The organism is Asanoa siamensis (assembly GCF_016862555.1).
GTDB lineage: Bacteria > Actinomycetota > Actinomycetes > Mycobacteriales > Micromonosporaceae > Asanoa > Asanoa siamensis.
In genome coordinates this window covers 15574-31035 of record NZ_BONE01000059.1, presented here as the reverse complement: position 1 = coordinate 31035, position 15462 = coordinate 15574, and the positions used below count along the sequence as shown (strand labels likewise).

The following is a 15462-nucleotide window of genomic DNA, read 5'->3' as shown; positions in this document are numbered from 1 at the left end:
ACGCTACTGGGACCGGCTCGGCACCGGCCGGCGCACCGGCAGCTCCGGGGCCGCGTTGTCGAGCGGCACCTCGGGCGCGCGGATCAGGCCGAGCTGCACCGCGTGCCGCGGCAGGAACGCGTGCAGGAGCCAGTCGCCGACCACCCGGATCCGGTTGCGGGGCAGCGAGAGCAGGTGATAGCCGCGGGTCGCGGCCATGCCCGGCAGGCCCGAGAGATGGACGCCGAGCGGGTTGGCGGTCGCGTCCAGCCCGCCGAGGTCGACCACGAAGCCCAGGTCGCGGTGCCGGTAGGGCTTGCGCCTGCCCGTGCCATATTCGGCGGCGATGTTCTTCGCGACCTGCTTGCCGTGCCGCACCGCGTGCTGGGCGGTCATCGGGGTGGCCCGCCCCGGGTTCTCCGGGTCGGGCACCGCCGCCGCGTCCCCGATCGCGTAGACCCGGGGATGGCCCGGCACGTTCAGGTATTCGTCGACCACTATGCGGCCGTGGTTCGTGGGCAGGCCCAGGTCCTCGACGACCGGGTCGGGGCGGACGCCGACGCACCAGACGAGCGTGCGGGTCGGGATGTAGCGGCCGTCGGTCAGCCGGACGCCGTCGTACATGGCCTCCTCCACCGAGGTGCCCATCAGCACCTCGACGCCGCGCTCGCGCAGCACCCGGTCGGCGTCCTTGGACATCCGCTCGTCGAGCTCCGGCAGCACCCGCTTGGCCAGGTCGAGCAGCACCCACTTGGGCTTGATCGGCGCCTTCTTCTGCTTGGCCACCATGTCGGTGAACTGCACGCCGTGCGCCGCGACCTCGGTGCCGGTGTAGCCGGCGCCCACGACGACGAAGGTGCACCGGGCCGCGCACTCGCCCGGATCGGGCTCGGTCAACGCCAACTCGATCTGGCGGACCATGTGGTCGTGCAGGAACAGTGCCTCCGGGATGCCGCGGAAGCCGTGCGCGTGGTCGGCGACCCCGGGGATCGGCAGGAGCTTGTTGACGCTGCCCAGGGCGATGACCAGGCGGTCGTACGGGACGTGCCCGTCGCGACCCTCGGGGTTCTTGAAGTGGACCCGGTTCTGCTCGAGGTCGAGGGAGTGTGCCTCCCCGAGCACCAGCCGCACGCGGGGCAGTGACGAGGTGAGCGAGACCGCGATCTGCGGCGGCTCCAGCACCCCGACCGCCACCTCGGGCAGCAGCGGGACGTAGAGGAGATAGTCCGTCGGGTTGATCAGCGTGATGTCCGCCCGCCCGCGGGCGAGCCGGGTCAGTTTGTGCGCGGCATGGAAACCGGCGAAGCCGCCGCCGACGATGACCACCCTGGGACGAGCCATGCCTCTCACGTTAGTGCGATCTGGGGTGTCCGGCACGCTATGTGCCCAAATCGTCGGCGCGACCATACCTCCGATGTCTTCCGACCTGCTAGGGAAGAACCTGGGGGCCAGGCATCGAAGTTCGGGGATTGACGGCGCGAGACATCCAATGTTGACTACACGTCACAGATGAAGGTCGATGCCCATTTCGGCGGATGGGCACCGGACGAAACGATCTAGAAGGGATCGTGTCGGATGAAGGTGCGTTCGCCGATTGTGCGGGCCAGCGTGCTCGTCCTCCTAGCGACGGGCGGCCTCGTCGCCGTCGCGTCGAACCCGGCCGGTGCGGCACCCACCGATGCCGCCTACAACGCGGGCACCGGCGCGCTCAACGTCGACTACGCCAACTACCTGTCGAAGCACGACGTCGTCTACAACCGCCCCAACACCAACCCGCTGCACGGGCTGACCGTCGGCAACGGCCGCACGGGCGCGATGGTGTGGAACCAGAACGGGCTGACCGCCCAGGTGTCCGGTGTGGACCTGGCGCAGCAGTCGACCTACGCGGCCGGCAACCTGAACCTCTCCACGTCGCCGCAGATGGACACCGGCTACAGCACGTTCCAGCAGCGGCTGTCGCTCTACGACGGCACGCTGACCACCAAGTACGACAGCAACCGCACGGTGACCGTCTTCGGCGCGCCCAACTCCGAGGTGATGGGCATCCACGTCGAGGACTCCCGGCCGGGCGTGTCCAGCATCGGGCTCGACCTGTCGCTCTGGGACATGAACACCGTCCAGAACATCGCCGACGTGCCGAACCTGACGACCTGGCGCACGGTGAGCACGTTCGCCGACTCGACCGGCGTGGGCCTGTCCCGCGGCCAGGCCGACCCCAACAACTTCGGCTACACGTTCGCCGCGACCGTCGAGGGCGCGAGCTACACGGCGCAGACCGTCAACGGCACCCGGGTGCGGCTGAACATCACGCCGACCTCGAGCTACACGATCTGGTTCACCGCTGCCAGTCGGGTCAACTCGCCCGGGCAGAACTCGGTGCAGCAGGCCCGCAACCAACTCGCGGCGGTCAAGGCGGCCGGCTACACCAGCACGCTGAACGCCTACAAGAACTGGTGGCACGCGTTCTGGGCCAAGTCGTTCGTGCAGTACGGCGGCAGCGCCGACAACGACTACCTGGAGAACGCCTACTACCTGTTCACCTACATGATCGCGGCCGGCGGCTACGGCAACTACCCGTTGCACTTCATCAACGGCAACTTCCGGGCCACCCAGGACAACTCCAAGTGGTCCAACGGCTACTGGTACTGGAACCAACGCGACGTCTACAACTCGTTCTACAGCTCGAACCATACGGAGCTGATGCGGACGTTCAACAACCTCTACTCCCGCAACTACGCCGCGATGAAGAGCTACACGCAGACGCGGTACGGCACCGACTCGCTCTGGGTGCCCGAGACGATGGGCTGGGACGGCAACGCCCGCGGCACCATCAACAGCGACTTCGTCAACGACACCTACTCGACGGGCACCGAGGCCGCCTACAACATGTACCTCTACTACCGGTACACGAACGACGCGGCCTACCTGCGGGACGTCGCCTACCCGTTCATGCGGGACGCGGCGCGGTTCTACCAGAACCGGCTGTCCCGCAACGGGGCGCAGTACTACATGGCGAGCTCCAACGCGCACGAGACCTACTGGGACGTGAAGAACGCGCTCACCGACCTGGCCGCGATCCGGTTGCTCTACCCGTTGACGATCCAGGTGTCGACGCAGCTCGGGCTCGACAGTGGACTGCGGGCCGGCTGGCAGGACGTGCTGAACAACCTGGCTCCCTACCAGATCTCCAACGGCGCCTACCTGCCGCACGACCCACCGACGTCACCGACCCGCAACGGCGAGAACGTCGCGCTGGAGCTCGTCTGGCCCTACGACCAGAGCGGCATCGGCTTCCCTGACCACCAGACCAGCATCACCACGTGGAACGTGCGGCCGCACCCCTACGGCAACGTCTGGGCCAACGACCACGTGCACGCGGCCCGGCTCGGGCTCGGCCCGCAGGCACAGGCCGGCATGAAGACGATGCTGCAGAAGTACCAGAACTACCCCAACGGCATGACCAACAACACCAACGGGGTGTACGAGTACATCGGCATCCACCTCGCGGCGATGAACGAGTCCCTGATGCAGTCGTACAACGACAAGATCCGGGTGTTCCCCGCGATCCCGTCGGACTCCGGCTTCGTCGGCAAGTTCACGTTGCTGGCCAAGGACGGCTTCCTGGTCAGCGCGGAGCGCGAGGCCCAGGAGACCAAATATGTAGGCGTCCGCAGCCTGCACGGCAAGCAGGCCCGGGTCGTCAACCCGTGGGGCACCCAGCAGATCCGGGTGCGCCGCACCAGCGACAACGCCATCCTCACCACGGTCTCGGCGGCCGAGGTGACCTGGGCGACGGCGGCGAACACCAGCTACGTGGTGGAGCGGGTGGCCAAGCCGCTGACCTCCTACTCCGCGACCACCCTGACCGGCACGGCCAACCAGGGCGTCAAGTCGCTCTCCGGCACCGCCTCCACGTTCGGCCTCGGCCCGGCCGGTCAGGGCGGGCTGGTCAACAACACCGACCTGACCTACGGCCCGAACTGGCACCTGACCACGGCCCGCGGCTACGGCGACTACAACGACGACACCCACCACAGCACCACCGTCAACGCGGAGGCGTCCTACACGTTCACCGGCACGGGCGTGGAATATCTCTCCGAGCGGTTCAGCGACATGGGCAACGTCGACGTCTACCTCGACGGCGCGTTCCAGGCCAACGTCAACCTCAACGTCAGCGGCGCGCGCCAGGCGCAACAGGTGGTCTGGAGCCGGACGGGGTTGACCAACGGCCAGCACACGATCCGCATCGTCAACAAGACGACCTCGGTCGGCATGATCGACGCGCTGCGGATCCTCACCGGCGGCGGCAATCCGGGCACGGGCGGCACCGCGCTGCGGGCCGGGGCCAACAACCTGTACGTGACGGCCGCGTCCGCCACCACACCGCTGATCGCCAACGGCACGACGATCGGCGGGACGCAACGGTTCGACGTGGTCGACCTCGGCGGCGGCAACGTGGCGCTGCGATCGCGGGCCAACAACCAGTTCGTCTGCGCGGAGGGCGCCGGCGCGCAGGCGCTGGTCGCCAACCGCGCGAGCGCCGGAGCCTGGGAGACGTTCGCCCGGGTCAACAACTCGGACGGCACGATCAGCCTGCGAGCCACCGTCAACAACAAGTACGTCGTCGCGGAGAACGGCGGTGCGGGCAACCTCATCGCCAACCGCGACGCCATCGGACCGTGGGAGAAGTTCACGCTCGTCGCGGGCTGAACCCACCGCAACGGGGGCCAGGGGAGTGGCACACCCTGGCCCCGCACCACCCCCGTCCCATGCCGAGCGTCGGCGGCCCGGCTCCGATCCAACCCCCATCGGAGGAGCGCAGTGTTGAGACGTTTGGCGGCAGCCCTGGTCGGGCTCGCCGTGGTGCTGGTGGCCGCGCTGTACGCGGCACCGGCATCGGCGGCGCCAGTGACCAGGGTCCTGGTGTTCTCGAAGACGGCCGGTTTCCGGCACTCGTCGATCCCCAACGGCATCGCGGCCATCCAGCAACTCGGGTCGCAGAACGGCTTCACGGTCACGGCGACCGAGGACGCCAACCAGTTCACGACCGCGAACCTGGCGCAGTACCAGGTCGTGGTCTTCCTCTCGACGACCGGCGACGTGCTGAACGCGACGCAGCAGACCGCGTTCCAGTCCTACATCGCCAGCGGCAAGGGCTACGTCGGCGTGCACGCGGCCGCGGACACCGAGTACGACTGGGCCTGGTACGGCGGCCTCGTGGGCGCCTACTTCCAGTCGCACCCGGCGATCCAGCAGGCGACGCTGCGCGTCGAGGACACCACCAACCCGGCGTCGGCGCACCTGCCGGCCAACTGGACCCGCTCGGACGAGTGGTACAACTACCGGACCAACCCCCGGCCGAACGTACGCGTGCTCGTGCGGCTCGACGAGGCCACCTACAGCGGTGGCTCGATGGGTGACCACCCGATCACCTGGTGCCAGAACTACGGCGGCGGCCGGTCGTTCTACACCGGACTCGGGCACACCGAGGCCTCGTACACCGAGTCGAACTTCACCCGGATGCTGCTCGGCGGCATCCAGTGGGCGGGCGGCGCGGTGACGGCCACCTGCACGCCGGGCACGACGCCACCGGTGACCGGCACGGCGGTGCGCGCGCTGGCCAACAACCGGTTCGTCACCGCCGGCTCCGGCAACCTGATCGCGAACGCGACCGCGGCGTCCACCACCGCGCAGCGCTTCGACGTCATCGACCTCGGCGGGGGCAACGTCGCACTCCGCTCGAAGGCCAACGGCATGTACGTCTGCGCGGAGAACGCGGGCGCCAACCCGCTGATCGCCAACCGGGCGGCCGTGGGCGGCTGGGAGACCTTTGCGCGCGTCAACAACTCCGACGGCACGGTCAGCTTCCGCGCACAGGCGAACGGCCGCTACGTGGTGGCCGAGAACGCCGGCGCCGCGGCCCTGATCGCCAACCGCACCGCCATCGGCCCCTGGGAGAAGTTCGCCCTGAGCTAAGGAACGGTCCGTTGTTAACGGTTTCCGTATAACAACGGACCGTTCCAATCGTCCGTCGTCCCGCACGGCCGCGTCGGCCGTGCGGGCAACGGTCTCGCCCATGCTCCGCAACCCCTACCCACCACGGGAGCATCCACATGCGACGTACGTCCCTGCGCCGCAGACCGCGCCTCCTGGGCGCGCTCTTCGCCGCCATGCTCATGGCCGCCAGCCTGGCGGCGCTGACCGTCACCCAGACGCCCGCAGCCGCCGCGCCGCCCGCGACCAACCTGTTCGAGAAGGTCAAGCTCGACGGCGGCACCTCGATGGGCGAGCCCATCGAGCTCGCGGTGGCGCCCGACCAGAAGGTCTTCTACATCAACCGCGGCACGTCGTCCGGCGGCGGCCAGGTCCGCCTCTACAACCCCACCACCCGGACGACGACGGTCGCGCTCACGCTGGCGCTGGACGCCCGGTTCGAGGACGGCCTGATCGGCATCACGCTCGATCCCGGCTTCGCCACGAACCGCTGGCTCTACCTCTTCTACTCGCCGGCCCAGTCCACACTGGTCAACCGGATCTCCCGGTTCACCTTCAACGCGGGCACGAATGCCATCGACCCGGCGTCCGAGGACATGATCATCGAGTGGCCCACGGAGCGGCGGCTCTGCTGCCACAGCGCAGGCTCGATGACCTGGGACACCGCCGGCAACCTCTACTTCGCGGTCGGCGACAACACCAACTCCGGCGGCGACTCGGCCGGCATGGCGCCGATCGACGAGCGCACGAACCGCGACGCGCAGTACGACGCCCAGCGGACGAGCGGCAACACCAACGACCTGCGTGGCAAGATCAACCGGATCAAGCCGCAGGCGAACGGCACCTACACGATCCCGAGCGGCAACCTGTTCGCGCAGGGCACGGCCGGGACACGCCCCGAGATCTACATCATGGGCACGCGGAACCCGTACCGGATCTGGGTCGACAAGAAGGCCAACAACACCCTCTACTGGGGCGAGGTCGGGCCCGACGCCGGTGCGACGGTCGCCAACCGCGGCCCGGCGGCCTACGACGAGTTCAACCGCGCCACCGCGCCCGGCAACTACGGCTGGCCGTACTGCGGTGGGCCGAACGTCGCCTACAACGACTGGGACTTCGCCGCCAACGCGCCGCGCGGCTGGTTCCCGTGCGGCGGCTCGACCGGCCCGGTCAACAACTCGCCGCGCAACACCGGCCTGCAGCAACTCCCGCCGACGAAGCCGGCGCTGGTCTGGGAGCAGCACGGCGGCAGCCGCGAGTGGCCGGCCCTGGACAACCCGGGCGGCTGCGGCTCGCCGAACCACACCGAGGTCTACCACTACGACCCGAACCTCGTCTCGGACGTGAAATGGCCGCAGTACTACGACAACAAGTGGCTGATCTCCGAGTACTGCCGCAACTGGATCAAGGAGGTCCAGTTCGACAACGGCAACCCCGTCACCGGCAACCCGACGGTGATCGAGCCGGTGCTGGCCGGCATGCAACTCGTGCACCCGATCGACATGGAGTTCGGCCCGGACGGGTCGCTCTACCTGCTCGAGTACGGCAACGGCTACTTCTCCGGTGACGTGGCGGCCGGCCTCTACAAGATCAACTACGTCGCCGGCGGGCGGGCACCGGTCGCCGTCGCGTCGGCCAACCGGGACAACGGCCTCGCCCCGCTGCAGGTCACCTTCTCCAGCGCGGGCAGCACCGACCCCGACGGCAACCCGCTGACCTACCAGTGGGACTTCGACAACAACGGCACGGTCGACTCGACCGCGGCCAACCCGACCTACACCTACACCACGGTCGGCGACAAGCGGGCGCGGCTGACGGTCAACGACGGCACCGGCCGCAGCGGCACCACGCTGCTGCCGATCGTCGTCGGCAACAACCGCCCCACGGTCACGCTGAACGGCGTGCCGGCCGGCGGCATGATCTCGTGGGACGAGAACGTCACCACCACCGCCACGGCGACCGACCCGCAGGACGGCACGATCGCCTGCGGCAACGTGGTGATCCGGGCCGCGCTCGGCCACCAGGAGCACGCGCACGAGGAGGGTCAGGGCACCGGCTGCGGGTTCACCGTCAACACCGGCCCGGTGCACGCCGGCCCCGACTCGACGCTGTTCTTCGTGCTGCGGTCCAGCTACACCGACCGGGGCGCGACCGGGACGGTGCCGCTGACCGGCGAGAAGGAGATCACCCTCTGGCCCAAGCAATGGCAGGCCGAGCACTACACGACGCTCAACGGCCCGCAGGTCATCAACGCCTCCGGGGCCGAGGGTGGCAAGCGGCTCGGTGACATCCAGAACGGCGAGTACGTGCGGCACCACGCCGTCAGCCTCAAGGGGATCACCCAGGTCCGGGCCCGGGTCTCCTCGGGCGGCGCGGGCGGCACGGTCTCGTTCCGCTACGACTCGACCACGGGGCCGGAGGTCGCGCGGGTCGCGGTGCCCGGCACCGGTTCGTGGGACACCTACCGCGACATCACCGTGCCGGTGACCAAGCCCGACGACAACACGCACGACCTCTACATCGTGTTCACGGGCGGCAGCGGTGCGTTCCTCGACCTCGACAGCTACACGTTCCTCGGCGCCGGTGTCTCGACGCCGGTCGGTGGCGGCGGGCCGCGCACGGGTGCCATCCGGGCGCTCGGGAAGTGCGCCGACGTCAACGGCGGCGCCACCGCCGACGGCACGAAGATCCAGATCTGGGACTGCAACGGCGCGACGAACCAGACCTGGACAGTGGGCACCGACGGCACGATCCGCTCACTCGGCAAGTGCATGGACGTCCAGTCCAGCGGCCTGACCAACGGCACGAAGATCCACCTCTATACGTGCAACGGGACGGGCGCCCAGCAGTGGGTGACCGCCGCCAACGGCGGCCTGCGCAACCCGCAGTCCAACAAGTGCCTCGACATCCCCGGCTCGAACACCACCAACGGAACCCAGCTGCAGATCTACGACTGCAACGGCACCGGCGCCCAGAACTGGACGCTGCCGTAAGGCCGGAGCACCCAGCCGCGTGGGGTCCGGTCGCGCCGACGGCCGGGCCCCACGCCCTCAACGCCTTTAGGAGCCAACAGCATGCGCATCCGCGCCTTCGCCGCCGCCGTGGTGGTCGCCCTCGTGGCGAGCCTGCTATCGGTGGTGGCACCGGCCTCGGCCGGCCCGCTCACCCGGGTTCTGGTGTTCTCCAAGACGGCCGGTTTCCGGCACTCCTCGATCCCCAACGGCATCGCGGCCATCCAGCAACTAGGGTCGCAGAACGGCTTCACGGTCACCGCGACCGAGGACGCCAACCAGTTCACCACCGCGAACCTCGCGCAGTACCAGGCGGTGGTCTTCCTCTCCACCACCGGCGACGTGCTGAACGCGACCCAGCAGACGGCGTTCCAGAGCTACATCACCGGTGGCGGTGGGTTCGTCGGCGTGCACGCCGCGGCCGACACCGAGTACGACTGGGCGTTCTACGGCGACCTCGTCGGCGCCTGGTTCCAGTCGCACCCGGCCAACCAGACCGCGACGATCCGGGTCGAGGACCGGGGCAACGCCTCGACGGCGCACCTGCCGGCGACCTGGTCCCGGCTCGACGAGTGGTACAACTACCGCACCAACCCCCGGTCGACCGCCAAGGTGCTGGCCAGCCTCGACGAGTCCTCGTACTCCGGTGGCTCGATGGGTGGTGACCACCCGATCACCTGGTGCAAGAACGTCGGTAGTGGACGGTCCTGGTACACGGGTCTCGGGCACGTCGAAGAGGCCTACGCCGACGCCAACTTCACCCGGATGCTGCTCGGCGGCATCCAGATCGCGGCCAACAACCGGCCGGCCGACTGCCGCCCGGAGACCGGCTACACGGCGCTGTTCGACGGCACGCAGGCCAGCCTGAACAACTGGCGGCAGATCGGCGCCGGCAGCTTCAGCCTGGCCAACGGCACGCTCAGCTCGGTCGGCGGGATGGGCCTGCTCTGGTATCCGGTGCGGACGTTCAGCGACTACTCGCTGAAGGTCGACTGGATGATGCCGGGCGACGACAACGGCGGTGTGTTCATCGGGTTCCCGGACCCGGCGGGCGACCCGTGGAACCCGGTCAACCAGGGTCACGAGATCCAGGTCGACGCCACCGACGCCGACCCGACCCGGACCACCGGCAGCGTCTACAGCTTCCAGGGGCCGAACTACGCGCTGCGGGACGCGGCGCTGAACCCGCCGGGGTCGTGGAACACCTACGAGATCGGCGTGCACGGGCAGCGGGTGGAGATCTGGCTCAACGGTGTCAAGATAAACGACTACCAGTCGCCGCGGGCCATCGCCAACGGCTACATCGGCGTGCAGAACGACGGCGCCGGGCTCGACATCAACTATCGGAACATCCGGATCAAGGCGGGCGGCGGCAACCCGCCGGCCACCGACATCGCGCAGGGCAGGCCGGTAGCCGTGTCCAGCGTGGAGGGCGGGAACCTCGCCGCTCACGCCACCGACGGCAACCCGGCCACCCGGTGGGGGAGCCTCTACACCGACCCGCAGTCGATCACGGTGGACCTCGGGCAGTCCTACAACCTCTCCCGCGTGCGGCTCAACTGGGAGACCGCGTACGGCCGGGCGTACCAGATCCAGACGTCGCCGAACAACTCGACCTGGACGACGGTCTACTCGACCACGACCGGCGACGGCGGGGTCGACGACCTCACGCTCTCCGGCACCGGGCGCTACGTGCGGATGAACGGGACGCAGCGCGGCACCCAGTGGGGCTACTCGCTGTGGGACTTCAACGTGTACGGCACGCCGGGCGGCGGGCCTTCCCTTCTCTCCCGGAGCCAGCCGGTGAGCGTGTCCAGTGTGGAGCCCGGATCGGCCCACGCCGGCGCGAACGCGGTCGACGGCAACACGGGCACCCGCTGGGGCTCCGCCTACAGCGACCCGCAGTCGATCACGGTCGACCTCGGCTCGGCGCGGACCGTCAACCGCGTCCGGCTCCAGTGGGAAGCCGCCTTCGCGCGGGCGTACCAGATCCAGACCTCGACCAACGGCTCGACCTGGACCACCGCCTACGCCACCACGACCGGTGACGGCGCCGTCGACGACGTCACCCTCGCCACCCCGCCCACCGCCCGCTACGTCCGCGTCAACGGCACCCAGCGGGCCCTCACCCAGTACGGCTACTCCCTGTGGGAGCTCGAGGTCTACGGATCATGAAAGGAACGCCCATGCGCCCCAACCCCCGGCGCTGGTCGCGGCTGCTCGCCGTCGGCCTGCTCGGCGCCGCCAGTTCCACGCTGGCGGTGACCACGGCCGCGGCACCCGCCGCCGCGGCTCCCATCCCGCCGGCCGACTACCAGGCCGTGCAGCTCGCCGTCGGCTCGGCCGAGATCGGCGAGGCCATGTCGCTGGCCGTGCTGCCCGACCGCACGGTCATCCACACCGCCCGCAACGGCACGGTCCGCGTCACCGACCCCGCCGGCAACACCAAGGTGGCCGGCACCATCCCCGTCTACACCCACGACGAGGAGGGCCTGCAGGGCGTCGCCGTCGACCCGAACTTCGCCACCAACCGGCACGTCTGGATCTACTACTCGCCGCCGCTGTCGACACCGGGCGGTGACGCGCCGACGACCGGCACCGCGGCCGACTTCAACGCGTGGAAGGGCCAGCTCAACCTGTCGCGGTTCACCCTCAACGCCGACAACACGCTCAACATGGGCAGCCAGGTCGTCACGCTGACCGTCGCCAACGACCGCGGGCAGTGCTGCCACGTCGGTGGCGACATCGACTTCGACGCGGCCGGCAACCTCTACCTGACCACCGGCGACGACACGAACCCGTTCGAGAGCAGCGCGTACACCCCGATCGACGAACGGACCAACCGCAACCCGCAGTTCGACGCGCAGCGCTCGTCGGCCAACACCAACGACCTGCGCGGCAAGGTGCTGCGGATCAAGCCGACGGCGGCGGGCGGCTACACGATCCCGGCCGGCAACATGTTCGCGCCGGGCACGGCCAACACCCGTCCGGAGATCTACGCGATGGGCTTCCGGAACCCGTTCCGGATGAGCGTCGACAAGCCGACCGGCATCGTCTACCTCGGCGACTACGGCCCGGACGCGGGTGCCGCCGACCCCAACCGCGGCCCCGGCGGCCAGGTCGAGTTCAACCGGATCACCGGTCCGGGCTTCTACGGCTGGCCGTACTGCACGGGCAACAACACGACGACCGAGACCTACAACGAGTACACGTTCCCGAGCGGGCCGTCCCAGGCCAAATACAACTGCGCGGGCGGGCCGACCAACAACTCGTTCCGCAACACCGGCCTGACGACGCTGCCCGCCGCGAAGCCGGCCTGGATCCGGTACGGCTTCGAAGGGACCCCGCCCGAGTTCGGCGGTGGCTCGGAGTCGCCCATGGGCGGCCCGGTCTACCGCTACAACGCGTCCCTGAACTCGGCCGTGAAGTTCCCGCAGTCGCTCGACGGCCGCTACTTCGCCGGCGAGTACGGCCGCCAGTGGATCAAGGCCATCGCGGTCAACAGCAACGGGACGTACGGCGAGATCTCGGACTTCCCGTGGGACGGCACCCAGGTCATGGACATGGCCTTCGGGCCGGACGGCGCCCTCTACGTGCTCGACTACGGCACGGGCTCCAACAACCAGGCGCTGTACCGGATCGAGTACATCGGCGGCGGCAACCGCAGCCCGGTCGCGGTGGCCTCGGCCAACCGGACGTCGGGCCCGGCGCCGCTGACGATCACCTTCTCGTCGGCGGGGTCGTCGGACCCGGAGGGCGGCGCACTGTCGTACCTCTGGACGTTCGGCGACGGCACCACCTCGACGGCGGCGAACCCGACCAAGACCTACAACAGCAACGGCACGTTCACGCCGACGCTGCGGGTCACCGACCCGACGGGGCTCTCCGGCACCGCGAGCCTGGTCGTCACCGTGGGCAACTCGGCGCCGACGGTCAACCTCAGCGCCCCGGCCGATGGCGCGCTGTTCAACTTCGGCGACACCATCCCGTACACGGTGAGCGTCTCCGATCCTGAGGACGGCACCATCAACTGCGCGCGGGTGTCGGTGACCTACTTCCTCGGCCACGACAACCACTCGCACCAGATCACCTCGAAGACCGGCTGCTCCGGGACGCTCACCGTGCCCACCGACGGCGAGCACGACGCGGCAGCCAACATCTTCGGCATCTTCGTCGCGTCGTACACCGACAACGGCGGCCTGACCACGACCAACCAGAAGGTCCTGCAGCCCCGGCACCGCCAGGGCGAGCACTTCGCGGCCCAGTCCGGTGGCGTGCAGATCGCCAACCACGCGGCGGCCGAGGGTGGCGCGACGGCGGGCTACATCGACAACAACGACTGGATCTCGTTCCGGCCGTACCACCTGTCGGGTGCCACGAGCATCACCGCGCGGGTCGCCTCCGGCACCATCGGCGGCACGATCGAGGTGCGCAGCGGCTCGCAGACCGGCCCGCTGCACGGCACGCTGACGGTCGGCCCGACCGGTGGCTGGGAGACCTACGCCAACGTGACGGCCAACCTGACGAACGTGCCGTCCGGGTCGACCCAGCTGTTCTTCGTGTTCAAGGGCGGGGCGGGCAACCTGTTCGACCTGGACGCGTACACGATCAACTCGGGCGGCACGCCGCCGACCGGTGGGTCGACGCTGAAGGCGCTGGCCAACAACCAGTTCGTCAGCGCGGCGAACAGCACGACACCGCTGATCGCCAACAAGGCGACGGCGGGCGCGACCGAGCGGTTCGACGTGGTCGACCTGGGCGGTGGCAACGTGGCGCTGCGGTCGCGGGCCAACAACATGTTCGTCTGCGCGGAGAACGCCGGCGCGGGCGCGCTCGTCGCGAACCGGGCCACGGCCGGGTCGTGGGAGACGTTCACGCTGGTCCGCAACTCCGACGGCAGTGAGAGCCTGCGGGCGACCGTCAACGGCATGTACGTGGTCGCGGAGAACGCGGGCGCGGCCTCGCTGATCGCCAACCGTGCCGCCATCGGGCCGTGGGAGAAGTTCGACCTGGTCTGACGTCGCTCACGCATAGATTGGATGAATCGCCTCGGTGACGGGGCGATTCTTCCTTTGTGGAGATCGAAGGTCTTGCCATACATCCGACCACCTGGTAAACATCGGATCTATGAATGCGCGTGAGGATCATCGATGACCGCCCGCTTCGTGTCGCTGGACACCTACGACGTGCGGTTCCCGACCTCGCGCGAGCTCGACGGCTCCGACGCGATGAACCCCGACCCGGACTACTCCGCCGCCTACGTGGTGCTGCGCACCGACCAGCCAGTGGAGCCGGAAGGGCACGGGTTCGCGTTCACCATCGGGCGCGGCAACGAGGTGCAGACGGCCGCGATCGCCGCGCTGCGGCCCTACCTGGCCGGCCGCCTCGTCAAGAACGTCCTCGACGACCTGGGCGCGTTCTGGCGCGAGCTGGTGCACGACTCGCAGCTGCGCTGGCTGGGGCCGGAGAAGGGCGTCATGCACATGGCCATCTCGGCCGTGGTCAACGCGCTCTGGGACCTCAAGGCCAAGCAGGCGGGCCTGCCGCTCTGGCAGCTCCTGGGCTCGATGCCGCCCGAGGAGCTCGTCTCCCTCGTCGACTTCCGCTACCTGACCGACGCGCTGACCCCGGGCGAGGCACTCGCGCTGCTGCAGCCGGGCGCGTCGGGACGTGAGGAGCGGGTCGCCGAGCTGCTCGCGCACGGCTACCCGGCCTACGCCACCTCGCCGGGCTGGCTCGGCTACGACGACGACAAGCTGCGCCGGCTGTGCCGGGAGGCCGTCGACGCCGGGTTCGCCCAGATCAAGCTGAAGGTCGGCGCCGACCTGGCCGACGACGTCCGCCGCCTGCGGATCGCCCGCGAGGTGTGCGGCCCCGACATCCGGATCGCTGTCGACGCCAACCAGCGGTGGGACGTCGGCGACGCCATCGACTGGGTCGGCGCGCTGGCTCCGTACGACGTCTGGTGGGTCGAGGAGCCGACCAGCCCCGACGACGTCGTCGGGCACGCGGCGATCGCCCGCGGCATCGCCCCTGTCCCGGTCGCCACCGGCGAGCACGTGCAGAACCGGGTCGTCTTCAAGCAGCTCCTCCAGCTCGGCGCGGTGTCCTATGTGCAGCTCGACGCCGCCCGGGTGGCCGGCGTCAACGAGAACATCGCGATCCTCCTGCTCGCGGCCAAGTTCGGCGTCCCCGTCTGCCCGCACGCCGGCGGCGTCGGCCTCTGCGAGCTGGTGCAGCACCTCTCGCTGTTCGACTACGTCGCGGTGTCCCGCTCCATGGACAACCGTGTCATCGAGTACGTGGACCACCTCCACGAGCATTTCCTCGATCCCGTGCAGATCCGCGCCGGTCGTTACCTGGCACCCCAGGCGCCCGGCTTCAGTTCGACGATGCGCCCCGAAAGCCGGGCCCGGTTCGCCTTCCCCGACGGGCCGGCCTGGTCGCGCGCCGTCTGACCCGCACCACCCCTACCCAT

General features: G+C 69.4%; 7 protein-coding genes. 6 read left to right on the top strand and 1 reads right to left on the bottom strand.

The annotated features are described in order from the left end of the window. Nucleotides 1-3: 3 nt before the first annotated feature. A complete protein-coding gene (locus Asi02nite_RS29325; RefSeq protein WP_203717230.1) occupies nucleotides 4-1320 on the bottom strand; it encodes an NAD(P)/FAD-dependent oxidoreductase in 1317 nt (438 codons plus the stop codon). A 234-nt stretch (nucleotides 1321-1554) separates the two neighbouring features. Between Asi02nite_RS29325 and Asi02nite_RS29320 the strand changes: the two genes are divergently transcribed. From Asi02nite_RS29320 to Asi02nite_RS29290, 6 genes are all read left to right on the top strand, one after another. Further along, nucleotides 1555-4689 carry a glycosyl hydrolase family 95 catalytic domain-containing protein gene (locus Asi02nite_RS29320; protein WP_239127210.1) on the top strand — a complete coding sequence of 1045 codons (3135 nt, stop codon included), beginning with the start codon at nucleotides 1555-1557 and terminating at the stop codon, nucleotides 4687-4689. A gap of 114 nt (nucleotides 4690-4803) precedes the next feature. Continuing rightward, nucleotides 4804-5955, top strand: coding sequence for a ThuA domain-containing protein (locus tag Asi02nite_RS29310; RefSeq protein WP_373312346.1), 1152 nt, complete (start codon nucleotides 4804-4806; stop codon nucleotides 5953-5955). A gap of 137 nt (nucleotides 5956-6092) precedes the next feature. Beyond that, complete coding sequence (locus tag Asi02nite_RS29305) at nucleotides 6093-8966, top strand: ricin-type beta-trefoil lectin domain protein (protein ID WP_203717228.1); 2874 nt, start codon at nucleotides 6093-6095, stop codon at nucleotides 8964-8966. Between the two features lie 81 nt (nucleotides 8967-9047). After that, nucleotides 9048-11159 carry a ThuA domain-containing protein gene (locus tag Asi02nite_RS29300; protein ID WP_203717227.1) on the top strand — a complete coding sequence of 704 codons (2112 nt, stop codon included), beginning with the start codon at nucleotides 9048-9050 and terminating at the stop codon, nucleotides 11157-11159. 11 nt (nucleotides 11160-11170) lie between these two features. Then, a complete protein-coding gene (locus Asi02nite_RS29295; protein WP_239127209.1) occupies nucleotides 11171-14002 on the top strand; it encodes a PQQ-dependent sugar dehydrogenase in 2832 nt (943 codons plus the stop codon). A 132-nt stretch (nucleotides 14003-14134) separates the two neighbouring features. Continuing rightward, complete coding sequence (locus Asi02nite_RS29290) at nucleotides 14135-15442, top strand: L-fuconate dehydratase (protein WP_203717225.1); 1308 nt, start codon at nucleotides 14135-14137, stop codon at nucleotides 15440-15442. The last annotated feature ends 20 nt before the right edge of the window (nucleotides 15443-15462 follow it).

Bases quoted from the DNA above. Each gene is read 5' to 3' on its own strand.
- Asi02nite_RS29300 (WP_203717227.1), top strand. From the start codon at position 9,048: ATGCGCATCCGCGCCTTCGCCGCCGCCGTGGTGGTCGCCCTCGTGGCG.
- Asi02nite_RS29290 (WP_203717225.1), top strand. From the start codon at position 14,135: ATGACCGCCCGCTTCGTGTCGCTGGACACCTACGACGTGCGGTTCCCG.
- Asi02nite_RS29305 (WP_203717228.1), top strand. From the start codon at position 6,093: ATGCGACGTACGTCCCTGCGCCGCAGACCGCGCCTCCTGGGCGCGCTC.
- Asi02nite_RS29325 (WP_203717230.1), bottom strand. From the start codon at position 1,320: ATGGCTCGTCCCAGGGTGGTCATCGTCGGCGGCGGCTTCGCCGGTTTC.
- Asi02nite_RS29320 (WP_239127210.1), top strand. From the start codon at position 1,555: ATGAAGGTGCGTTCGCCGATTGTGCGGGCCAGCGTGCTCGTCCTCCTA.
- Asi02nite_RS29295 (WP_239127209.1), top strand. From the start codon at position 11,171: ATGCGCCCCAACCCCCGGCGCTGGTCGCGGCTGCTCGCCGTCGGCCTG.